Genomic DNA, 21158 nt, shown 5'->3' on the forward strand with positions numbered 1-21158 from the left:
AAGGAGACCCCCGGCCGGCCCGTCAGACCTCTTCGACGCTGCTCGGCTCGCGCCGGGACAGGTCGATACCGAGTTCCTCCGCTGCGCGGAAGACGTCCTCGTCCGTGTCACGCATCTCGATGGACATGCCGTCCGAGGAGAGCACCTCCACGTTGAGGCAGAGCGACTGCATTTCCTTGATGAGCACCTTGAAGGACTCGGGAATGCCGGGCTCCGGAATGTTCTCGCCCTTGACGATGGCCTCGTAGACCTTCACGCGGCCGGTCACGTCGTCGGACTTGATCGTCAGCAGCTCCTGGAGGGCGTACGCGGCGCCGTATGCCTCCAGCGCCCACACCTCCATCTCACCGAAGCGCTGACCACCGAACTGCGCCTTACCACCCAGCGGCTGCTGGGTGATCATCGAGTACGGGCCGGTCGAACGCGCGTGGAGCTTGTCGTCGACCAGGTGGTGGAGCTTGAGGATGTACATGTACCCGACCGAGATCGGGTCCGGGAACGGCTCGCCGGAGCGGCCGTCGAACAGGTTGGCCTTGCCCGAGGGCTGGACCAGCCGGTCGCCGTCGCGGTTGGGGATCGTGGCCTCGAAGAGGCCGGTGATCTCGTCCTCGCGCGCACCGTCGAACACCGGGGTGGCGACGTTGGTGCCGGGGGCGACCTGGTCGGCGCCGATCGCCTGGAGGCGCTGCGCCCACTCGTCGGCCAGACCGGAGACGTCCCAGCCGCGGCTGGCGAGCCAGCCGAGGTGGATCTCCAGGACCTGTCCCGGGTTCATTCGGGACGGGACACCCAGCGGGTTCAGGATGATGTCGACCGGGGTGCCGTCCTCCAGGAACGGCATGTCCTCGATCGGCAGGATCTTGGAGATGACGCCCTTGTTGCCGTGACGGCCGGCGAGCTTGTCACCATCGGTGATCTTGCGCTTCTGGGCCACGTAGACGCGGACCAGCTGGTTGACGCCCGGCGGCAGCTCGTCGCCCTCTTCGCGGTCGAAGACGCGGACGCCGATGACCTTGCCGATCTCGCCGTGCGGCACCTTCAGCGAGGTGTCGCGCACTTCGCGCGCCTTCTCGCCGAAGATCGCGCGGAGCAGGCGCTCCTCCGGCGTCAGCTCGGTCTCGCCCTTGGGCGTGACCTTGCCGACGAGGATGTCGCCGGCGACGACCTCGGCACCGATACGGATGATGCCGCGCTCGTCGAGGTCGGCGAGGACCTCTTCGGAGACGTTCGGGATGTCCCGGGTGATCTCCTCCGGGCCGAGCTTGGTGTCACGGGCGTCGACCTCGTGCTCCTCGATGTGGATCGAGGAGAGGACGTCGTCCTGCACCAGCCGCTGGCTGAGGATGATCGCGTCTTCGTAGTTGTGGCCCTCCCACGGCATGAACGCCACGAGGAGGTTCTTGCCGAGCGCCATCTCACCCTGCTGGGTGGCGGGGCCGTCGGCGAGGACCTGGCCCTCGATGACCCGTGCGCCCTCGTCGACGACGACCTTCTGGTTGACCGAGGTGCCCTGGTTCGAGCGGGAGAACTTGGCGATCCGGTACGTGGTGTACGTGCCGTCGTCGTTGGCGACGGTGACGTAGTCCGCGGAGACCTCCTGGACCACACCCGCCTTCTCCGCCTTGATGACGTCACCGGCGTCGACCGCGCAGCGGTACTCCATGCCGGTGCCGACGAGCGGAGCCTCGGACGTGATCAGCGGCACGGCCTGACGCATCATGTTCGCGCCCATGAGCGCGCGGTTCGCGTCGTCGTGCTCCAGGAAGGGGATCATCGCGGTCGCGACCGACACCATCTGGCGCGGCGAGACGTCCATGTAGTCGACGTCGTCGCCCGGGATGTAGTCGATCTCTCCGCCACGACGGCGGACCAGGACGCGCGACTCGGTGAAGCGCATGTCCTCACCGAGGGTCGCGTTCGCCTGGGCGATCACGAACCGGTCCTCCTCGTCGGCCGTCAGGTAGTCGACCTCGTCGGTGACGACACCCTCGGTCACGCGGCGGTACGGGGTCTCGACGAAGCCGAAGGCGTTGACGCGACCGTACGAAGCCAGCGAACCGATCAGACCGATGTTCGGGCCTTCGGGGGTCTCGATCGGGCACATGCGTCCGTAGTGGGACGGGTGCACGTCTCGGACCTCGAAGCCGGCCCGCTCACGGGACAGACCACCGGGACCCAGCGCCGAGAGACGACGCTTGTGCGTCAGACCCGACAGCGGGTTGTTCTGGTCCATGAACTGCGACAGCTGGCTGGTGCCGAAGAACTCCTTGATGGAGGCGACGACCGGCCGGATGTTGATCAGGGTCTGCGGCGTGATCGCCTCGACGTCCTGGGTCGTCATGCGCTCGCGGACGACGCGCTCCATCCGGGCCAGACCCGTGCGGACCTGGTTCTGGATGAGCTCGCCGACGTTGCGCAGACGACGGTTGCCGAAGTGGTCGATGTCGTCGGTCTCGACGACGATGTTCCGCCCCGACTCGCCGACCGTCTCGACCTCACCGGCGTGCAGCCGGACGAGGTACTTGATGGTGGCGATGATGTCCTTGCTGGTGAGGACACCCGCGTTCAGCGGCTCGTCCGCGCCGAGCTTCTTGTTCACCTTGTAGCGGCCGACCTTCGCGAGGTCGTAGCGCTTCGGGTTGAAGTAGAGGTTCTCCAGCAGCGTCTGAGCGGCCTCACGGGTGGGCGGCTCGCCCGGACGCAGCTTGCGGTAGATGTCGAGCAGCGCGTCGTCCTGGCCCTGGGTGTGGTCCTTCTCCAGGGTGGCGCGCATGGACTCGTACTCGCCGAACTCCTCCAGGATCTGCTCGGTCGTCCAACCGAGAGCCTTCAGGAGAACGGTGACGGACTGCTTGCGCTTGCGGTCGATGCGGACACCGACCATGTCGCGCTTGTCGATCTCCATCTCCAGCCAGGCACCCCGGGACGGGATGATCTTGGCGGAGAAGATGTCCTTGTCGGACGTCTTGTCGATGGAGGAATCGAAGTACACGCCCGGCGAGCGGACGAGCTGCGACACCACGACACGCTCGGTGCCGTTGATGACGAAGGTGCCCTTGTTGGTCATGAGCGGGAAATCGCCCATGAAGACCGTCTGGGACTTGATCTCGCCGGTCTCGTTGTTGGTGAACTCGGCGGTGACGAAGAGCGGGGCGGCGAACGTGAAGTCGCGCTCCTTGCACTCGTCGATCGAGTTCTTGGGGGGCTCGAAACGGTGGTCGCGGAACGTCAGCGACATCGACCCGGAGAAGTCCTCGATCGGGGAGATCTCTTCGAAGATCTCCTCCAGACCGGACTTCGTGGGGACGTCCTGTCCACTCTCGAGAGCGGCCTCGACGCGACCCTTCCAAGCGGCGTTCCCGAGCAGCCAGTCAAAGCTCTCGGTCTGCAGCGCGAGGAGGTTCGGAACCTCGAGGGGCTCCTTGATCTTTGCAAAGGAGATGCGCAGCGGGGCGGTGCTGGCGCCGTTGTTCGTATTGGAGGTCGAGGCGTTGCGCGAGGCGGCCAAGAGGGGGTCCTTCCGAGGGCTCGGACTCACTACGCGCGTACCGGTCCCACGTCGGACACAGAGACAGAACGGCCCAGATCAGGAAGCCCAGATCAGGGCGGATCATTCCTCGGTGCTCAAGCATGGGCATGCCCCTGGTGACGGGCAGGAGGCAGCTAACAGGCAGCGCAAAGGGTCAGTGTAGCCACTTGGCCCACTGATGTCCAGAGCGGGTTTTTGGGGACCCTCATCGGCCTCTTTGTTCTTCTCAACGCCACTGCCACGACTGCGGTTGTGCCAACGTCACGGGTGAGCCCTCGCGCCCTGCGGACGCACCTCGATACTGCCCTCTTCGTCTTCGATCCATGCCTCGGAGTCGGATCGATGTAACGACGCGTCCTGAGAATTGCGCGCTGCGTGCCGTTCGTCAAGGCCCCCCGCCCCCTCAGGGCTCCGGTCACCTGCCCGGACCGCCACGACGGCGTACAACGGGCGCACAGCGGGCCTGTGGGGCGCACAACGAAGATCACCCTACTCGCCGCGAGCGGCTGCGCCCAGCCACCCGGGGGAACGCCGAAGGGCGACCACCCAATTGGATGATCGCCCTTGGCGGTGCCGGCGTTACACCTCTCGGCGTTTCTCCGGCGAAAGAGTCAGAGACTCAGGGGGTCACTTGACCTCGACGGCCGCACCGGCGCCCTTGAGGGACTCGGCAGCCTTCTCGGCGGCCTCCTTGGTGACCTTCTCAAGGACGGGCTTCGGAGCGCCGTCGACGAGGTCCTTGGCCTCCTTCAGACCCAGCGAGGTCAGCTCACGCACGACCTTGATGACCTGGATCTTCTTGTCGCCGGCACCCGTGAGGATGACGTCGAACTCGTCCTGCTCCTCGGCGGCCTCGGGGGCAGCGCCACCGGCGGCGGGGCCGGCAACGGCGACGGCCGCGGCGGCGGTGACGTCGAACTTCTCCTCGAAGGCCTTCACGAACTCGGAGAGCTCGATGAGGGTCATCTCTTCGAACTGCGCGAGCAGGTCGTCCTGGGACAGCTTCGCCATGATGGCGTCCTTCCAATAAGTCGGCAGGTGCCGGATGTACTTGTCGGCGGGCGTACGTTCGGCCCGCTGCGGTCGTGTCCCTAGTGGGCTACGACCAATGCGCGAGCCGAGTTACTCGGCACCGCCCTGCTCATCACGCTTGACGCGAAGAGCCTCCGCAGTGCGGACGAACTTCGACGGCAGCGCCTGGAAGAGCTGAGCAGCCTGGGACTGCTTGCCCTTGAAGGCACCGGCGAGCTTGCTGAGCAGAACCTCGCGGGACTCGAGGTCCGCGAGCTTCTTGATCTCATCGGCGGACAGCGCCTTACCGTCAAGGACACCGCCCTTGATGATGAGGTTCGGGTTCTCCTTGGCGAAGTCACGAAGACCCTTCGCCGACTCCACCGGGTCACCGGTGATGAAGGCAACTGCCGTCGGACCAGTGAACTGGTCGTCCAGCGAAGTGATCCCGGCCTCGTTGGCCGCGATCTTGGTCAGCGTGTTCTTCACCACGGCGTACTGGGCGTTCTCACCGAGCGAACGACGCAGCGTCTTGAGCTGCGCGACGGTGAGACCCCGGTACTCGGTCAGCACGGCGGCGTTCGAGCTGCGGAACTGGTCCGCGAGCTCGGCTACCGCGGCAGCCTTGTCGGGCCTTGCCATAGAGCGTCGGCCTCCTTCCGGGTGATGAGGACCGCTCAGAAGGGGCTCGAAATACGAAACGCCCCGGCGCAAGCGCACGGGGCTGAGCTCAACCAGAGAACTGGGAACCTTCCACGAACACCTGCGCAGGTCGTCCGCGTCTAACTAGCGGATCCTTCGGCCACCGCGCCCTCTCGCGAGCACACGGCAACGACCAGCGGTCTTTGGCTTCTTCGAGAGCGTACGCGAACGGGTCCACGCGAGGCAAATCGGGCCGTGCGGGCACCCGCCCGCACGGCCCGGCCGCATCCGTCCTGCCTGCCTACCTGCCTACCTGGCTGCCTGGCTGCCTGGCTGCCTGGCTGCCTGGCTGCCTGGCTGCCTACGAGACCGTGTCTCACATGCCCTCGGCGTCCGCTCCGGCCTTCTCCAGCTCCTTCATCATCTCCATGAAGTCGACGGTGTCCTTGGCCGGCGGGGTCTGGACGGCGGCCTTGGAGCCGTAGTCCGAGTAGTTCATGGTGATCTTCATCGTGCCCTGCGGCGACTGCACGCCGAGGAGCATCTTGGCGGGGTAGCCGTTGTCGTCGACCCAGACGTCCGTGTCGTACCCCTTGATGCCGGCCTTGTTCATGTTCGCGAGGAGCTGCTCGCGCTGCTCGCCGGTGAGCTGCTTGTCGACGTCCTTGTTCGTCTTCAGCATCTCGGCGACCGTCAGAGTGCCCTTGTAGTGCTGTGTCGGCACGCCCGCCACGTTCTCCGCGCCGACGTGCTTGAGGTTGGGCGACTCAAGGAGCATGCCGAGCTGCTGGGACGGGTCCTGGTTGGCGTTCTCCAGGCTGCCGGTGAGCTGCTGGGCGGCACCCTTGCCACCCATCGCGGCGGCGTCCTTGAGGTCTATCTTCATCCAGCGCTTGCCGTCCGCACCCGAGGCGGCCTCGGCACCCATGTCCATGTACATGACCTCGTCGACCATGATCATGCGGACCTGCTCGGGGCCCTTCGCGCCGCCCGCGGGCGCACTCTGCGGCTTCATGGTCATGTCCATGATCGTGGGATCCCAGCCGAGGGTCCCGGACATCTCGATGTCGCCGCCCTCGGGCCCCCCCATACCCGCCGGCATGGTCATCGTCATCCGCACCTTGGCCGACTTGGCGTCGGCCGTCTTCTTGTACGCGGCCTTCAGGACCCTGGCCGCGCCGGCCCGGTCCTGCACCTTAGGCGCCTCGGTCCCGGCGGCCTTCTTGCCGCCCTGCTCGGCACCGTCCTGGCACCCCGCGAGGCCCATCACGGCCACCAGTGCCACCGCGGACATCCCCGCCCGCTTCCAGCCGACTGCGTTCATGCTTCCCCACCCCTTGCGATGTTCCTGTGAATACCGTGACGTTAACGCACGCCTCCGACAGCCGTCGTCCCCGTTCCCGGGCCGGGACGGCGCCGCCTTCGTTTCCGGTCACCGGCAACGACGGCGGGCGGCGCGGACGTACGAAAAAGCCGCCCCCGCACCTCGCGAGGAGGTGCGGGGGCGGCTTCGATGCGCGGAACCCGCGACGGCCGTGCGAGTCAGAGGACTCAGACGTCGGCCGGGTTCTCCTCGACGAGGAGGTTGCGGGTGCGGTTGGCGTCCAGCGGGATGCCGGGGCCCATCGTGGTGGCCAGCGTGGCCTTCTTGATGTAGCGGCCCTTGGCGGCGGACGGCTTCAGACGGAGGACTTCCTCCAGCGCCGCGGCGTAGTTCTCGACCAGCTTCGTCTCGTCGAAGGAGACCTTGCCGATGATGAAGTGCAGGTTCGAGTGCTTGTCGACGCGGAACTCGATCTTGCCGCCCTTGATGTCCGTGACAGCCTTCGCCACGTCCGGGGTGACCGTTCCGGTCTTCGGGTTGGGCATCAGACCACGCGGGCCGAGGACGCGGCCGAGGCGGCCGACCTTGCCCATGAGGTCCGGGGTGGCGACGACGGCGTCGAAGTCCAGACGGCCCTTCGCCACTTCGTCGATCAGTTCGTCGGAGCCGACAATGTCGGCGCCGGCGGCTTCCGCGGCCGCAGCACGGTCACCGGTCGCGAAGACCAGGACCCGGGCGGTCTTGCCGGTGCCGTGCGGAAGGTTCACGGTGCCGCGGACCATCTGGTCGGCCTTGCGCGGGTCGACACCCAGACGCATGGCGACCTCGACGGTGCCGTCGAACTTGACCGAGCTGGTGTCCTTGGCGATACGGACGGCTTCGAGGGGGGCGTACAGACGCTCCCGGTCGATCTTGGCGTCCGCAGCGCGGAGAGACTTGCTGCGCTTCACTGCTGCTCCTGTGGAAGGTGTTCACCATGCGGCTGCCGCCGCGTGGTGGGTGTGGAGTCGTGGTACGGGCCAGCGCCTGGCCCTTCCACTGTCGTACGAAGGGGGCTGATCAGCCCTCGACCGTGATGCCCATGGAACGGGCGGTGCCGGCAATGATCTTGTCGGCGGCGTCGAGGTCGTTGGCGTTCAGGTCGGGGAGCTTGACCGTGGCGATCTCGCGCACCTGAGCGGCGGTGAGCTTCGCGACCTTGGTCTTGTGGGGCTCGCCCGATCCCTTGTCCACACCCGCGGCCTTGAGGATGAGCTTGGCGGCCGGCGGGGTCTTCGTCACGAAGGTGAAGGAGCGGTCTTCGTAGACCGTGATCTCCACCGGCACGACCATGCCACGCTGCGACTCGGTCGCGGCGTTGTAGGCCTTGCAGAACTCCATGATGTTGACGCCGTGCTGACCGAGCGCCGGGCCGACCGGCGGGGCCGGGTTGGCGGCGCCCGCGTTGATCTGGAGCTTGATAAGCCCCGTGACCTTCTTCTTCTTGGGAGGCATTGCTCTCTCCGGGTCCTAGTGAGAGTTTCGGCCGACCATCCGATCATCCGGATGGAGGCATACCGCACAACGATAACGGGTATAGACGTGCGGCTAAAAACCGAGCAGGTCAGACCGGCTTTCGCAGCCCGATCTGACCTGTTCGGAAGCTCTTGTCAGAAGTGTCCGACCTGGGGTCAGTTCTTCTGGATCTGGTCGAAGCTGAGCTCGACCGGAGTCTCGCGGCCGAAGATCTCGACGAGGCCCTTGACCTTCTTGGAGTCGGCGTTGATCTCGTTGATCGTGGCCTGGAGGGTCGCGAACGGTCCGTCCGTGACGGTGACCGCGTCGCCGACCTCGAAGTCCAGTACCTGGACCTCCATCTTGCGCTGCGGCGCCGGCTTGCCCTCGGCCTCGGCCGCCTCGCGGGCGGCCTTCTCCTCGGCCTCCGGGGCGAGCATCTTGACGATCTCGTCCAGGGTCAGCGGGTACGGGTCGTAGGCGTTGCCCACGAAGCCGGTGACGCCGGGGGTGTTGCGGACGACGCCCCAGGACTCGTTGGTCAGGTCCATGCGCACCAGGACGTAACCCGGCAGCTTGTTCTGACGGACGTTCTTGCGCTCGCCGTTCTTGATCTGAACGATTTCTTCTTCCGGCACTTCGGCCTGGTAGATGAACTCTTCGACGTTCAGGGAGACGGCGCGCTGCTCCAGGTTGGCCTTCACGCGCTTCTCGTACCCGGCGTAGGTGTGGATGACGTACCACTCGCCGGGCAGGGTGCGCAGTTCCTCGCGGAGGGCGGCGATCGGGTCGACGGGCTCGGCGTCCTCCGCCTCGGCGGCGTCCTCCGCGTCGGTCCCGGCCTCCGCCGCGGCCTCGTCCGCCTCTTCGGCGTCGGCGTCCGCGCTCTCGTCCTCGGCGTCCTCGTCGGATCCGGAGACCGCTGCGGTCTCGTCCTCGACGTGCAGGGCGGCCTCTTCGGCGGGCTCGCCGACGGCGGCGTCGGCAGCGTCGGCCTGGTCGGGCTCCACAGCGTCCGCCGCCTCAACGATGGCGGTCTCGTCCTCAACGGACTCGACGGCGCCCACCGTCGGCTCGCCGGCGTCGTTCAGGTTCGGGTCAGACACGGTGGCTGCTTCTTCCTGGATACACAAATGGGTGGAACGCGCGAAAGGGGCGCCCGTAAGTGGAGGCGCCCTACGCGAGGTTTCTAGCCGAAGACGTACTTCACCACGGACGAGAAGCCCTGGTCGATGACGGTCACGATGCCGATCATGATCACCACGAAGATGATGACCACGGTGGTGTACGTCGACAGCTGGCTGCGAGTGGGCCAGACGACCTTGCGGAGTTCCGCGACGATCTGGCGGTAGAACTGCGCGAGGCGGCCCAGCGGGCCCTTCTTGCCCCGCTTGCCGCCCTTGCGCGCCTTCTTCGGCGTCTCGTCCTGGGCATCAGGCATGTCGATGGAGCCCACGGCGTCCGTCACGCTACTCACCTGATTCCGGGTCGTGGCCGTGCCGCGCCCGGTGGAGCCGCACGACAATGCAGAGAAGTACGTACATGCGCACACATCCTGGCGAAGGAGTGTGTAGCAGGGCCGGAGGGACTTGAACCCCCAACCGCTGGTTTTGGAGACCAGTGCTCTACCAATTGAGCTACGACCCTTTGTGGTTCCCCCAACCTACCGCATCCGACCGAGTGCACGGAGTGCGCTCTGCTGGAGCGGGCTGCTGTGGGCCAACGACAGGTGAGTGTACGTGCTCCCGGGCCCCGCGTCGAACAGATAGCGGCCCGACGCGGCGGTGGCCAGTCCGCGAAACCCCTGTACGCGCGCCCCCGGGGGTCTGGGACCATGGGCCGCATGAGCGCTGCAACCCCTCCGACCGAGCGCCGGGTCTCCGCCCGCGTCGGTGCCATTTCCGAGTCCGCCACCCTCGCCGTGGACGCGAAGGCGAAGGCCCTCAAGGCCGCGGGCCGCCCCGTGATCGGCTTCGGCGCGGGCGAGCCGGACTTCCCCACCCCGGACTACATCGTCCAGGCCGCGATCGAAGCCTGCGCCAACCCGAAGTACCACCGCTACACCCCGGCCGGCGGCCTGCCCGAGCTGAAGAACGCGATCGCCGCGAAGACGCTGCGCGACTCCGGCTACGAGGTCGACGCCTCCCAGGTCCTGGTCACCAACGGCGGGAAGCAGGCCATCTACGAGGCCTTCGCCGCGATCCTCGACCCGGGCGACGAGGTCATCGTCCCGGCCCCGTACTGGACGACGTACCCCGAGTCCATCCGGCTCGCGGGCGGCGTGCCGGTGGAGGTGGTGTCCGACGAGACGACCGGCTACCGGGTCTCCGTGGAGCAGCTGGAGGCCGCGCGCACCGAGCGGACGAAGGTCGTCCTGTTCGTCTCGCCGTCCAACCCGACCGGCGCGGTCTACAGCGAGGCCGACGCCGAGGCGATCGGGCGCTGGGCGCACGAGCACGGCCTGTGGGTGCTGACCGACGAGATCTACGAGCACCTGGTGTACGGGGACGCGTCGTTCACGTCGCTGCCGGCGATCGTGCCGGAGCTGCGCGACAAGTGCATCGTGGTCAACGGCGTGGCGAAGACGTACGCGATGACGGGCTGGCGGGTCGGCTGGATCGTCGGCCCGCGGGACGTGGTGAAGGCGGCGACCAACCTCCAGTCGCACGCCACGTCCAACGTCTCCAACGTGGCGCAGATGGCGGCGCTGGCGGCCGTCTCCGGGTCGCTGGACGCCGTCGAGGAGATGAAGACCGCCTTTGACCGGCGCCGCAGGACGATCGTGCGGATGCTGAGCGAGATCGACGGTGTGGTCTGCCCCACCCCGGAGGGCGCGTTCTACGTGTACCCGTCGGTGAAGGGGCTGCTCGGCAAGGAGATCCGGGGCAAGCGCCCGCAGACCTCCGTCGAGCTGGCCGCGCTGATCCTGGAGGAGGTGGAGGTCGCGGTCGTTCCGGGCGAGGCGTTCGGCACGCCGGGATACCTGCGGCTCTCGTACGCGCTGGGTGACGAGGACCTCGTCGAGGGCGTGTCGCGGCTCCAGAAGCTCCTCGCGGAGGCGCGCGACTAGCTCCTGGGTGCGTGCCGCGCCCCTGTGCGGGGACGCGGTGCGCCTCCGCGCAGTGCGTGAGACGGTCCCCCGGCCCGAGGGCCGGAGGACCGTTTCTGCGTTCGGGGGTGCACCCGTTGGGGAAAAGCGGGTTCCGGGCGCGGCCCGCGTACGGCAAGATCCTTGGATGCCCGTCCTTTCAGGGGGTACCCCCCCGAACCCCCCGCGTGTACGTGATCTGACCCTGCTCCCCAAGGCTCATCTGCACCTGCATTTCACGGGGTCGATGCGCCCTTCCACCCTCCTGGACCTGGCCGAGAAGCACGGCGTCCACCTCCCCGACGCGCTGACCGGCGCGGAGCCGCCGAAGCTGCGGGCCACCGACGAGCGGGGCTGGTTCCGCTTCCAGCGGCTGTACGACGCGGCACGGTCCTGTCTGCGCACCCCCGAGGACATCCAGCGGCTGGTGCGCGAGGCCGCGGAGGAGGACGTGCGGGACGGGTCGGGATGGCTGGAGATCCAGGTCGACCCCACCTCGTACGCGCCGCTGCTCGGCGGGCTGATCCCGGCGCTGGAGATCATCCTGGACGCGGTCGACAGCGCCTCGCGGGAGACCGGGCTCGGGATGCGGGTGCTGGTGGCGGCGAACCGCATGAAGCACCCCCTGGACGCGCGGACGCTGGCGCGGCTGGCGGTGCGGTACGCGGATCGCGGGATCGTCGGCTTCGGGCTGTCCAACGACGAGCGGCGCGGCATGGCGCGGGACTTCGACCGCGCCTTCGCCATCGCCCGGGAGGGCGGGCTGCTGGCCGCGCCGCACGGCGGCGAGCTGGCCGGGCCCGCCTCCGTGCGCGACTGCCTGGACGATCTGGACGCGTCGCGGATCGGGCACGGGGTGCGGGCCGCCGAGAACCCGCGGTTGCTGAAGCGGCTGGCGGACCGGCAGATCACGTGCGAGGTGTGCCCCTCGTCCAACGTGGCGCTCGGGGTGTACGAGAAGCCCGAGGACGTACCGTTGCGCACCCTCTTCGAGGCGGGGGTGCCGATGGCGCTGGGCGCCGACGACCCGCTGCTGTTCGGGTCGCGGCTGGCGGCGCAGTACGAGCTGGCACGGGAGCACCACGGGTTCACGGACGCCGAGCTGGCCGAGCTGGCACGGCAGTCGGTGCGGGGGGCGGCCGCTCCGGTGGACGTGCGGGAGAGGCTGCTCGGCGGGATCGACGCGTGGCTGGCCGGCTGATCCCTACCCGCTGATGCCTGCCAGGAGGGTGGCGGCGAGGGCGGCGGCGAAGTCGTCGACGTCCTGCGGGGGAGGTGCGCCCACGGCGCCGGCCGGGGCGTACGCGAAGGCGCGCTGCGCGCAGGCTCCCATGAGGAGCGAGGCGGCGGCGAAGGTGTCGGCGGTCGCGGCGATGCGGCCCGCGGACTGTTCGGCGCGGAGGTAGGAGTCGAGGCCCTCGATGGGCATGTGGGGGCCGGTGCCCAGCTCCCGCATGGCGGCGTCGTGGCGGCTCTTGAGTTTGGCCTCGGCGTAGAGCGAGGCGGCGATCGGGAAGCTCTCGGCGTAGAAGAGCGTGGCCTGACGGGCGATCTCGGTGAGGTTCTGCTCGACGGTGCGCCCGCCGGGGTCGAGGACCAGGCGGTGGAGCAGCGGGGTCAGGCGGGGCAGCCGTTCGCTGAGCACGGCGACGAAGAGGTCCTCCTTTCCGGCGAAGTGCTTGTAGAGCGCCGCCTCGGAACAGCCGGCCAGCCGCGCGATCTCCTTGGTGGTGGCGCGGGACAGGCCGAGAGTGCGCATCAGTTCGTGAGCGGCGTCGAGGATGCGCTCCCGGGTCGGTTTCTGCGGCTCGGGCCGTGACGGTGACATACGAACTCCGGACGGAATCGGTGACAGGGCTTGACGAGTGAGTGAGCGCTCACCCACCCTCGGGTGAGTGAACACTCACCCACCCTAGGAGACGAACGATGAGGCTCACGGTATTCGGCGCCACCGGCGGTGTCGGACGGGAGATCGTCCAGCAGGCACTGGCCGCCGGGCACGAGGTCACGGCGGTCGTACGGGACCCCGCGCGGTGCACGGTGAAGGGCGAGCGGCTCACCGTGTTCCGGTCGGACGTGTCGGATCCCGAGCAGTTGCGGGAGGCCGTCGCGGGCCGGGACGCGGTCCTCTCCGGCCTCGGGGCGCGCAGCGCCAAGGACGCGGGCATCACCACGACGTTGACCCGGGTCGTCCTGCGGGCGGTGGAAGCGGCGGGCCCCCGGCGGCTGGTGGTGGTGAGCGCCGCTCCGGTCGGCCCCGTGCCGGAGCGGCAGCCGGCCCTGGACCGTCTCATGATCCGGGCGATCGGCCGGGTGCTGAAGGACGTGTACGACGATCTGCGCGCCATGGAGGGCGAGTTGGCGCGCTCCGCGACCGACTGGACCTCCGTACGGCCACCGAGGCTGACGGACGCGCCGCTCACCGGCGTCTACCGCACGGTGGTCGGTGGAACTCCGCGCAGCGGGCGGACGATCGCGCGCTCCGATGTGGCCCACGCGATGCTGGCGGCGCTGGACGACCCGACGACGCTGAGGCAGGGGGTCGGGGTGGCGTACTAGACGCGTACGGGGCCCTCACAGGGCGCAGTTGACCGTCACGGGCTCGTTGACGAGGGTCACGCCGAACGCGTCGTGCACACCGGCGACGACCTCGCGGGCGAGGGACAGCAGGTCCTCGGTGGTGGCACGGCCACGGTTGGTGAGGGCGAGGGTGTGCTTGGTGGAGATGCGGGCGGGGCCTTCGCCGTATCCCTTGGTGAAACCGGCGCGGTCGATCAGCCAGGCCGCCGAGGTCTTGGTCAGCCCCTCCCCCGCCGGGAAGGCGGGCGGCGCGGTGTCGGGGCCGAGGGTGGCGTGCACGCGCGCGAGGAAGGCGGCGAAGCCCGCCTCGTCGAGGATCGGGTTGGTGAAGAAGGAGCCCGCCGACCAGGTGTCGTGGTCCTCCGGGTCCAGCACCATGCCCTTGCCCGCGCGCAGGGCGAGCACGGTCTCGCGCGCGACGGCCGCACTCACCCGCTCTCCCGCTTCGACGCCCAGCGTGCGTGCGGTCTCCGGGTACTTGATCGGCGCGGACAGCCCGCCCGCGTCCTCCAGTTCGAAGCGCACGCGCAGCACCACGTAGCGGTGCGGGTCCTCCTTGAAGCGGCTGTGACGGTACGAGAAGGCACAGTCCGCGTTGGTGAGGGTGACGCGCTCTCGGGTGCGACGGTCGTACGCGTCGACCTCGGTGATCGTGCTGGAGACCTCCTGGCCGTACGCGCCGACGTTCTGGATCGGCGTCGCACCCGCGGAACCGGGGATTCCGGCAAGGCACTCGATGCCCGCGAGACCGGCCTCGACGGTGCGGGCGACGGCGTCGGTCCAGACCTCGCCGGCGGCCAGTTCCAGCTTCGTACCGTCGAGGCGGAAGCCCTGGGTGGCGATGCGCAGAGCGGTGCCGTCGAAGCCCTCGTCGCCGATGACCAGGTTGCTGCCGCCGCCGACGATCAGCAACGGGGTGCCCGACCCGTCGGCCTCGCGGACGGCGGCGATCACCTCGTCGTCGGTACGGGCCGTGACCAGACGGGCCGCGGGGCCGCCGAGGCGGAAGGTGGTCAGGGGGGCGAGGGGGGCATCGTGGAGTTCCTGCACGGGGTCCAGCGTACGAGAGGCCGGGGGCGTGACTCACCGGGCGGGAGGGCGGGGCGCGGTGGGACGAGGCGGGACGAGGTGGTGGGGCTCGGTTCGGTTGGGGGTTGGGGGTTGGGGGTTGGGGTTGGGGTTGGGGTTGGGGTTGGGGTTGGGGTTGGGCGCGGGTCCAGGTTCGGGTTCTTGTCCGGGCGCGGGTCGGGGTTCGCGTTCGCGCTCGCGTCCGGGCGCGGGTTCGGGCGCAGGTTCGGGTTCGGGTTCAGGGGGTCAGCAGGGTCTTCGACTGGCTGGACCTTGCTGACCTCGAAGGGCCTCGGCCCGGGGGCCCGGTCAGGTCCGGTTCACGTCGAGGCGCTGGAGGGCGTCGGACCAGTCCAGCGGAAGGGCGTCCGCGTCGGTCGTCCAGGACACGAAGTCCGACTCCTTCATCAGGGCCTTGAGCGCGCGGGCACTGCTCCGGTGCGGGTCACTGCCCGCGAAGCGGTACAGGGCCTCGGGCGACTCCCAGACGGACAGCGTCCAGAAGGTACGGCGCAACGGCCGGGCCCGCAGGGTGACTCCGTGGGCGCCCGGGGCGGTCCGTATCTGCCACATGATGCGAGGCGTCCGCGCGAAGAACCGCAACGCCCCCCGGAGGGTCCGGGTCTCGAAGCGGGAGGCCATGACATGGACCTCGGCGTGCGGCGCGGGACGGTGCGGGACGAACCAGGGAAGCTCGGGCACGGGTGCTCTCCGATCATGACGGGGCCGGGGCGTACCCGGCGAGGGGCGTGCGGGACGGGTGGGCGGCACGCTCGCCCGTCAGGCGCGGGCGTGGAGTGGGGTGGAGCGTGGCGGGGCCGGAGGGGATGGACGGGGTGGCGTCGCGCGGGGTGGGATCGCGTCGCGTGGGGTGCTGTGGGGTGGGTGGGACCGGGCTTGCGCGGGGTGGGACCGGGCTTGCGCGGGGTGGGATCGGGCTTGCGGGACGGCTGCGGGCGATGGACGCGCGTGGGCGGGTGGCGTGGCACGTCCGACCGACCGGCCCCACCGCACGAGCCGGCACCGACCCGGGCCCGGCCCCACGCCGCCCCGCCCCCTGCGAGCCGCCGCCGACCGACCCCCGCCTTGGCGGCCCGACCGGCCCCGGTCCCGGTGTCCCGTTCCGGGCGTGCCCCCGGCTGCCCGCTCGGGCGCGCGAACCCGCCCGCTCAGACGCACGCGAACCCGCCCGTTCAGAAAGCCCCCCGTTCAGGTGCGCGCGAGGCCGCCGCTCCGGGCCGGCTCGCCCGCCGAGCCGGCCGTCGCGGTGCCGCCGACGACCACCCCGCCCGCCTGTTTCGTACGCGGTATGAGCAGCGCCGCGAGTGCGGCCAGCGCGACCGCGACCGCGCCGATCCAGACGGCCGGGACGGTCCCGTCCGTGAACGCGGTCGGCGAGCCGTAGCCGCCGCGGGCCGCGAAGACCGCGCCGAGGACCGCGACGCCCAGCGCGCCGCCCACCTCGCGCAGGGCGTTGTTGGCCCCGGAGGCGATGCCCTGTTCCGCCGGGCGGACGCTCGCCATGAGGACGCTGGCGGCGGGGGCGAAGTACAGGGCCATGCCGAAGCCTCCGACGATCAGGGCGGGGAGCTGAGCGGCGTACGACACGTCGGGGCCGATGACCAGCGCGAAGAGCGCGAGCCCCAGGGCCTGGAGCGCGAGGCCCGCCGCGACGACGGGTCGGCCGCCGATCCGGTCGGAGAGGATGCCCGCGAACGGTGCCACCAGCAGGGGCATGCCCGTCCAGGGCAGCATCCGCAGCCCCGCCTCGGTGGGCGAGTAGCCGAGGACGCCCTGCATGAACTGCGTGAGCAGGAAGATCGAGCCGAACATGCCCAGGAACATCAGCAGCCCCGCGAGGTTGATGCCGAGGAACGCACGGTTCTTGAACAGCCGCATGGGGAGCATGGGGTTCCTGTGCCGGAACCCGTGCAGGACGAAGCCGCCGAGCAGCGCCGTGCCGACGAGGAGCCCGGTGAGGGTCGGGGCGCTGGTCCAGCCGTCCTCCTGGCCGTTGACCAGGGCGTGGACGAGGCCGAAGAGGCCACCGCTGACGAGGAGGGTGCCGGGGACGTCGAGACGGGCGTTCGGGGCGTACGACTCCTTGAGGCGCAGGGCCGCGAGGGGCAGCAGTACCAGGCCGACGGGCACGTTGAGCCAGAAGATCCACTGCCAGGACAGGTGCTCGGTGAGGCTGCCGCCGACGAGCGGGCCGCTGGCCACGGCGAGGCCGGTGACGGCGCTGAAGATGCCGAGGGCGGCTCCCCTGCGGGCGGCGGGAACGGCCGCGGTGAGCAGCGTGAGGGTGAGCGGCATCATGATCGCCGCACCCAGTCCCTGGATGGCGCGGGCGGCGATCAGCGCCTCGATGCCGGGGGCGAGTGCGGCACCCGCCGAAGCGCCGGTGAAGACGGTCAGCCCCACCACGAAGAGGCGACGGCGGCCGAACCTGTCGCCGAGCGCCGCGCCGAGCATGAGCAGCACGGCGAAGGTGAGCGTGTACGCGTTGACCGTCCACTGGAGATCGGACAGCGCTCCCCCGAGGTCGGCACGGATCGAGGGCAGGGCGGTGGTGACGACGAGGTTGTCGAGGGCCGCCATGAATCCGGCGGCGCTCGTGATGATCAGCGTCCAGGTGGCGCCGGTGCGCCGGGTCGTGGGCTCGTTCACTGCTGCTCCCCCTATTGGTTAGTTATTGATCACTAAGTTCTGCGGGCAGAAAATGCCCGCCCGAAGCCGGCTCATGACACTCACTCATTCCTTGGGTGGCGAGGACGGCTCGAAGCCGGTCCACGCCCGGTGCTCGGGCGGGAACCCGAGGGACACGAAGACGTTGATGAGCATCCCGTACGCGAAGAACTGGGTGGTCTCCCCGACGTCGGCGCCGAGCTTGAGGTGGACCGTGTCGAACATCTCCATCCAGCTCGCCCTGATCGGCTCGCCGAACTCGTGGTCCCCGGCGGCCTCGGCGGACGCCACGGCGACGTACACCTGCATCTGCATGTGCAGCATGTCGGGGTCGTCGGCGATGAGCGCCCGGTAGGCCGCACCCATGGCGTCCAGTGCCTCGTGGCCCTCCAGCCCTTCGCCGGCCCCCCGGAAGACCTCCGTGGTGTCCTCGACGCAGCGCTTGGCCGCGGCGAGGAAGATGGCCTGCTTGTTCGGGAAGAGACGGAAGAGGTACGGCTGCGACACGCCGACGCGCTGGGCGATCACCTCGGTGGAGGTGCCCCGGTATCCGGCGCGGGCGAACTCGACCATCGCCGCCCGGATCACGCTCTCGCGCCGCTCCTCCGCACTCATCCTGACCATGCGAGAAAGTTAGTGTCCAATCACTAATGTCGTCAAGGGGTAATACGCCGGTACGGGGACGGGGGTGCCCCCGGCACGCGGTGAGGGGCGAGCGCAGTAAGGGGCGACCTCCAGGAGATCGCCCCTTACCCGGCCTGCCCGTACCTCAGCTGAGCTGCACCACCGCGCGGGACATCCCGAGCACCTTCTGGCCTGCGCTCGTCGCGGTGAGGTCCACCCGGACCCGGTTGCCGTCCAGCAGGGCGGCCACCTTGCCGCTTACCTCGATCAGCGCGCCCCTGCCGTCGTTCGGCACGACGACCGGCTTGGTGAAGCGCACTCCGTACTCGACGACCGCGGCCGGGTCGCCCGCCCAGTCGGTCACCACCCGAGCCGCCTCCGCCATGGTGAACATGCCGTGCGCGATCACGTCCGGCAGCCCGACCTCGACCGCGAACTTCTCGTTCCAGTGGATCGGGTTGAAGTCGCCGGAGGCACCGGCGTACCGCACCAGTGCGGCGCGGTCCACGGGGAAGGACTGGGCGGGCAGCTCGGTGCCGACCTCGACGTCCTCGAACGCGACCTTGGCAGCCATCTCACGCCTCCTCGGCGGCGCGTGCCACCAGCTTCGTCCAGGCGGTCACCACGTGCTCACCGCTCTCGTCGTGGACTTCGCCACGGATGTCCAGGATGTCGTTTCCGGCCATCGACCGGATCGCCTCGATGGTGGAGGTGACCGACAGCCGGTCCCCCGCGCGCACGGGACGGGTGTACGCGAACTTCTGGTCCCCGTGCACCACCCGGCTGTAGTCGAGGCCCAGCTGCGGGTCCTCTATCACCAGGCCGGCGGCCTTGAAAGTGATCGCGAACACGAAGGTCGGCGGAGCGATCACGTCCGGGTGCCCGAGCGCCTTGGCGGCCTCGCGATCGGTGTACGCGGGATTGCCGTCGCCGACGGCCTCGGCGAACTCGCGGATCTTCTCCCGGCCGACCTCGTACGCCGAGGTGGGCGGATAGGTCCGCCCCACGAAGGACTGGTCGAGCGCCATGAACCCGTTACCTCCTGTGAATCGTCGTGACATACGACACGAGGCCGCCCCCAGTAATTCGGGGACGGCCTCGTGTACGAGCCTGTACTTAGCGCGTTTCGCGGTGCGCCGTGTGCGAGTTGCAGCGCGGGCAGTGCTTCTTCATCTCCATGCGGTCCGGGTTGTTACGCCGGTTCTTCTTGGTGATGTAGTTCCGCTCCTTGCACTCCACGCAGGCCAGCGTGATCTTCGGGCGGACGTCGGTGGCAGCCACGTGAGTGCTCCTTGGACGGACGGATGTACGGATGAACGCAAAAAAGAGTAGCCGATCGGAGGACCGACCCTACAATCGGCTACTGCGCGTAGCGGTGACCGGACTTGAACCGGTGACACAGCGATTATGAGCCGCTTGCTCTACCGACTGAGCTACACCGCTTTGATGTCTGGATCACCTCCCCCGAGGGGGAGGATCTCCGAACACCAGAGCCCCAATGCGGAATCGAACCGCAGACCTTCTCCTTACCATGGAGACGCTCTACCGACTGAGCTATTGGGGCGAGCGAGGAAGACATTACACGGGTGTGCACCGATCCCCCAAATCCATATCGGAGCCCCCGCGGGGCCCCGGGAAAACGCCTCCTCCGCCCCCTTCGCACCACCCGTCCCGTAGGCCACCCGAGGCCACTCCGGTACGACTTTTCTGCTCCTCCTCGAAGCGCCGGAACAACGCCCCTAGGCTCGGCCGCACGCTGCGTGATCTTGGGCGCCGGCCTCCGCCCCGCCGCGTCCCCTCCGTCCGAGCCCCCGCCAGGAGCGCGATGTCCGACAGTCAGCCGCAGCCGCCGCGCCGCCCCGGGAACTCCGGCAGCTCGGGCTCCGACGACGGCCCGCGGCACGGTGCCACCGCACTGCTGCTCAGCCGGGCCCGGCTCACCGACGGCCGCACGGTGGACGTGCGGATCAGCGACGGGCTCATCGAGGCGGTCGGCACGGCGGGAAGCCTTTCCGCGCACGGCGCCTCCCGGGTGGACCTCGCCGGCTTCCTGCTGCTGCCCGCGCCGGCGGAGCCGCACGCGCACAGCGACATCGCGATGACCGCCGACGCGGAGGGGCCGGTCTCGTACGCCGCCCAGGACGTGCAACGGCGCGCCACCGAGGCGGCGCTGCTGCAACTCGGGCACGGGGCGACGGCGCAGCGCTCGCACGTGCGGATCGGGGACGTCCAGGGGCTCGGGCCGATGGCGGCGGTGCTCCGGGCCCGGCGGTCGCTGCGCGGCCTGGTGGACCTGTCGGCGGTCGCGGTCCCCCGGCTGCTGACCGGGACGGCCGGGGCGGACGGCCTGGACATGCTGCGGGACGCCGTGAAGATGGGCGCCACGGTGGTGGGCGGCTGCCCGGACCTGGATCCGGACCCGACGGGGTACGTGGAGCGGGTGCTGGAGGTGGCGGCCGAGCACGGCTGCCCGGTCGACCTGCACACGGAAGGCGACGATCCGGCCCGCCTGGCGCGGCTCGCGGCCATGGCGGGCGGCCTGCGCCCCGGGGTGACGATCGGGCCCTGCGGCGGTCTGTCCCGGCTGCCGCTGGAGGTGGCGGTGCGGGCGGCCGACCAGTTGGCGGCGGCCGGGGTGGGCGTGGTGTGCCAGCCGCAGGGCGGCTGCGGCGGGGTGGAGCAGCGGGGGATCGCGCCGGTACGGCTGCTGCGGGCCGCCGGGGTGCGGCTCGCAGCGGGCAGCGGTTCGCTGCGGGACGTGGCGAACCCGGTGGGGCGCGGGGACCCGCTGGAGGCGGCGTACCTGCTGGCCTCGCAGTGCGGGATGCGAGCGCAGGACGCGTACGCGTCGGTGGCGGCGGCGGCACGGGAGGCGATGGGGCTGCCGGAGGTGCGGCTGGAGGCGGGGTTCCCGGCGGAGCTGGTGGCCGTACGGGGTGAGCGGCTGTCGGGGGTGCTGTCGCTGGCGTACAGCAGGATCGTGGTGCACCGGGGCCGGGTGGTGGCACGGACCAGCGCGGTGCGCGAGTACTGCGACTCCGTGGCGGCCGTGGAGCTCGAACTGCCGCGCCAGGGGCGGGGAGGCGCGGCGGGCGCCTGAGGGCCCCGGG

At 69.6% G+C, this 21158-nt stretch carries 20 protein-coding genes and 3 tRNA genes; 4 read left to right on the forward strand and 19 right to left on the reverse strand.

The window, feature by feature from the left end; genetic code table 11:
• Nucleotides 1-22 precede the first annotated feature (22 nt).
• The 9 genes from rpoB to ACQPZG_RS14415 form a co-directional block, all read right to left on the reverse strand.
• Entirely contained in the window at nucleotides 23-3508 is a 3486-nt protein-coding gene (gene rpoB / locus ACQPZG_RS14375) for a DNA-directed RNA polymerase subunit beta (RefSeq protein ID WP_433546165.1), read from the reverse strand.
• A 648-nt stretch (nucleotides 3509-4156) separates the two neighbouring features.
• A complete protein-coding gene (rplL, locus tag ACQPZG_RS14380) occupies nucleotides 4157-4540 on the reverse strand; it encodes a 50S ribosomal protein L7/L12 (RefSeq protein WP_266659775.1) in 384 nt (127 codons plus the stop codon).
• Nucleotides 4541-4651: 111 nt separating this feature from the next.
• A complete protein-coding gene (gene rplJ, locus ACQPZG_RS14385; protein ID WP_266659777.1) occupies nucleotides 4652-5182 on the reverse strand; it encodes a 50S ribosomal protein L10 in 531 nt (176 codons plus the stop codon).
• Nucleotides 5183-5558: 376 nt separating this feature from the next.
• A complete protein-coding gene (locus tag ACQPZG_RS14390) occupies nucleotides 5559-6506 on the reverse strand; it encodes a hypothetical protein (RefSeq protein WP_433546166.1) in 948 nt (315 codons plus the stop codon).
• Nucleotides 6507-6733: 227 nt separating this feature from the next.
• On the reverse strand, nucleotides 6734-7456 hold the full coding sequence (gene rplA, locus ACQPZG_RS14395; protein ID WP_384349906.1) for a 50S ribosomal protein L1: 723 nt from the start codon (nucleotides 7454-7456) through the stop codon (nucleotides 6734-6736).
• 109 nt (nucleotides 7457-7565) lie between these two features.
• The gene (gene rplK / locus ACQPZG_RS14400; RefSeq protein ID WP_185027986.1) at nucleotides 7566-8000 is read right to left on the reverse strand and encodes a 50S ribosomal protein L11; all 435 of its coding nucleotides are present in this window, start codon (nucleotides 7998-8000) and stop codon (nucleotides 7566-7568) included.
• Nucleotides 8001-8176: 176 nt separating this feature from the next.
• Nucleotides 8177-9106 (reverse strand): transcription termination/antitermination protein NusG, encoded by a 930-nt coding sequence (gene nusG, locus ACQPZG_RS14405; RefSeq protein WP_433546167.1) that lies wholly within the window; start codon nucleotides 9104-9106, stop codon nucleotides 8177-8179.
• Between the two features lie 83 nt (nucleotides 9107-9189).
• Nucleotides 9190-9468 carry a preprotein translocase subunit SecE gene (gene secE / locus ACQPZG_RS14410; RefSeq protein WP_185027984.1) on the reverse strand — a complete coding sequence of 93 codons (279 nt, stop codon included), beginning with the start codon at nucleotides 9466-9468 and terminating at the stop codon, nucleotides 9190-9192.
• Nucleotides 9469-9574: 106 nt separating this feature from the next.
• Nucleotides 9575-9647: transfer RNA gene (locus ACQPZG_RS14415), tRNA-Trp, on the reverse strand.
• A gap of 196 nt (nucleotides 9648-9843) precedes the next feature.
• Here ACQPZG_RS14415 and ACQPZG_RS14420 point away from each other — a divergent pair.
• Together ACQPZG_RS14420 and ACQPZG_RS14425 are read left to right on the forward strand one after the other, a co-directional pair.
• Nucleotides 9844-11070, forward strand: a complete 1227-nt coding sequence (locus tag ACQPZG_RS14420) for a pyridoxal phosphate-dependent aminotransferase (protein WP_433546168.1) — start codon at nucleotides 9844-9846, stop codon at nucleotides 11068-11070.
• A gap of 166 nt (nucleotides 11071-11236) precedes the next feature.
• Nucleotides 11237-12289 (forward strand): adenosine deaminase, encoded by a 1053-nt coding sequence (locus tag ACQPZG_RS14425; RefSeq protein ID WP_433546169.1) that lies wholly within the window; start codon nucleotides 11237-11239, stop codon nucleotides 12287-12289.
• A gap of 3 nt (nucleotides 12290-12292) precedes the next feature.
• On the opposite strand, the gene ACQPZG_RS14430 is transcribed toward ACQPZG_RS14425, so the two are convergent.
• Nucleotides 12293-12916, reverse strand: coding sequence for a TetR/AcrR family transcriptional regulator (locus ACQPZG_RS14430; RefSeq protein WP_433546170.1), 624 nt, complete (start codon nucleotides 12914-12916; stop codon nucleotides 12293-12295).
• A 98-nt stretch (nucleotides 12917-13014) separates the two neighbouring features.
• On the opposite strand from ACQPZG_RS14430, the gene ACQPZG_RS14435 reads away from it, so the two are divergent.
• Entirely contained in the window at nucleotides 13015-13647 is a 633-nt protein-coding gene (locus tag ACQPZG_RS14435; protein ID WP_433546171.1) for an NAD(P)-dependent oxidoreductase, read from the forward strand.
• A 15-nt stretch (nucleotides 13648-13662) separates the two neighbouring features.
• Here the strand turns inward: ACQPZG_RS14435 and ACQPZG_RS14440 are convergent, their stop codons facing one another.
• The 9 genes from ACQPZG_RS14440 to ACQPZG_RS14480 form a co-directional block, all read right to left on the reverse strand.
• Entirely contained in the window at nucleotides 13663-14718 is a 1056-nt protein-coding gene (locus ACQPZG_RS14440) for a UDP-N-acetylmuramate dehydrogenase (RefSeq protein ID WP_433546172.1), read from the reverse strand.
• A 327-nt stretch (nucleotides 14719-15045) separates the two neighbouring features.
• Nucleotides 15046-15438 (reverse strand): DUF3291 domain-containing protein, encoded by a 393-nt coding sequence (locus ACQPZG_RS14445; protein WP_433546173.1) that lies wholly within the window; start codon nucleotides 15436-15438, stop codon nucleotides 15046-15048.
• A gap of 507 nt (nucleotides 15439-15945) precedes the next feature.
• Nucleotides 15946-17406 (reverse strand): DHA2 family efflux MFS transporter permease subunit, encoded by a 1461-nt coding sequence (locus ACQPZG_RS14450; RefSeq protein WP_433546174.1) that lies wholly within the window; start codon nucleotides 17404-17406, stop codon nucleotides 15946-15948.
• Between the two features lie 84 nt (nucleotides 17407-17490).
• Complete coding sequence (locus tag ACQPZG_RS14455; protein WP_433546175.1) at nucleotides 17491-18048, reverse strand: TetR/AcrR family transcriptional regulator; 558 nt, start codon at nucleotides 18046-18048, stop codon at nucleotides 17491-17493.
• A gap of 145 nt (nucleotides 18049-18193) precedes the next feature.
• On the reverse strand, nucleotides 18194-18622 hold the full coding sequence (locus ACQPZG_RS14460) for a MaoC family dehydratase (RefSeq protein WP_433546176.1): 429 nt from the start codon (nucleotides 18620-18622) through the stop codon (nucleotides 18194-18196).
• 1 nt (nucleotide 18623) lies between these two features.
• Nucleotides 18624-19076, reverse strand: a complete 453-nt coding sequence (locus tag ACQPZG_RS14465; protein ID WP_433546177.1) for an FAS1-like dehydratase domain-containing protein — start codon at nucleotides 19074-19076, stop codon at nucleotides 18624-18626.
• 88 nt (nucleotides 19077-19164) lie between these two features.
• Nucleotides 19165-19329 carry a 50S ribosomal protein L33 gene (rpmG, locus tag ACQPZG_RS14470; RefSeq protein WP_007265873.1) on the reverse strand — a complete coding sequence of 55 codons (165 nt, stop codon included), beginning with the start codon at nucleotides 19327-19329 and terminating at the stop codon, nucleotides 19165-19167.
• 89 nt (nucleotides 19330-19418) lie between these two features.
• Nucleotides 19419-19491: transfer RNA gene (locus ACQPZG_RS14475), tRNA-Met, on the reverse strand.
• Nucleotides 19492-19539: 48 nt separating this feature from the next.
• Nucleotides 19540-19612 (reverse strand) — tRNA-Thr (locus ACQPZG_RS14480).
• Nucleotides 19613-19873: 261 nt separating this feature from the next.
• Between ACQPZG_RS14480 and ACQPZG_RS14485 the strand changes: the two genes are divergently transcribed.
• Complete coding sequence (locus ACQPZG_RS14485) at nucleotides 19874-21148, forward strand: amidohydrolase family protein (RefSeq protein ID WP_433546178.1); 1275 nt, start codon at nucleotides 19874-19876, stop codon at nucleotides 21146-21148.
• Nucleotides 21149-21158 lie beyond the last annotated feature (10 nt).

Source organism: Streptomyces sp. CA-294286, assembly GCF_050947155.1.
Classification (GTDB): Bacteria; Actinomycetota; Actinomycetes; order Streptomycetales; family Streptomycetaceae; genus Streptomyces.

Excerpts from the sequence above, each read along its gene's own strand:
- rplL (WP_266659775.1), bottom strand. The coding sequence starts at position 4,540 with ATGGCGAAGCTGTCCCAGGACGACCTGCTCGCGCAGTTCGAAGAGATG.
- rplJ (WP_266659777.1), bottom strand. The coding sequence starts at position 5,182 with ATGGCAAGGCCCGACAAGGCTGCCGCGGTAGCCGAGCTCGCGGACCAG.
- ACQPZG_RS14390 (WP_433546166.1), bottom strand. The coding sequence starts at position 6,506 with ATGAACGCAGTCGGCTGGAAGCGGGCGGGGATGTCCGCGGTGGCACTG.
- rplK (WP_185027986.1), bottom strand. The coding sequence starts at position 8,000 with ATGCCTCCCAAGAAGAAGAAGGTCACGGGGCTTATCAAGCTCCAGATC.
- ACQPZG_RS14420 (WP_433546168.1), top strand. The coding sequence starts at position 9,844 with ATGAGCGCTGCAACCCCTCCGACCGAGCGCCGGGTCTCCGCCCGCGTC.
- ACQPZG_RS14425 (WP_433546169.1), top strand. The coding sequence starts at position 11,237 with ATGCCCGTCCTTTCAGGGGGTACCCCCCCGAACCCCCCGCGTGTACGT.
- ACQPZG_RS14430 (WP_433546170.1), bottom strand. The coding sequence starts at position 12,916 with ATGTCACCGTCACGGCCCGAGCCGCAGAAACCGACCCGGGAGCGCATC.
- ACQPZG_RS14435 (WP_433546171.1), top strand. The coding sequence starts at position 13,015 with ATGAGGCTCACGGTATTCGGCGCCACCGGCGGTGTCGGACGGGAGATC.
- ACQPZG_RS14455 (WP_433546175.1), bottom strand. The coding sequence starts at position 18,048 with ATGGTCAGGATGAGTGCGGAGGAGCGGCGCGAGAGCGTGATCCGGGCG.
- ACQPZG_RS14460 (WP_433546176.1), bottom strand. The coding sequence starts at position 18,622 with ATGGCTGCCAAGGTCGCGTTCGAGGACGTCGAGGTCGGCACCGAGCTG.
- ACQPZG_RS14465 (WP_433546177.1), bottom strand. The coding sequence starts at position 19,076 with ATGGCGCTCGACCAGTCCTTCGTGGGGCGGACCTATCCGCCCACCTCG.
- ACQPZG_RS14485 (WP_433546178.1), top strand. The coding sequence starts at position 19,874 with ATGTCCGACAGTCAGCCGCAGCCGCCGCGCCGCCCCGGGAACTCCGGC.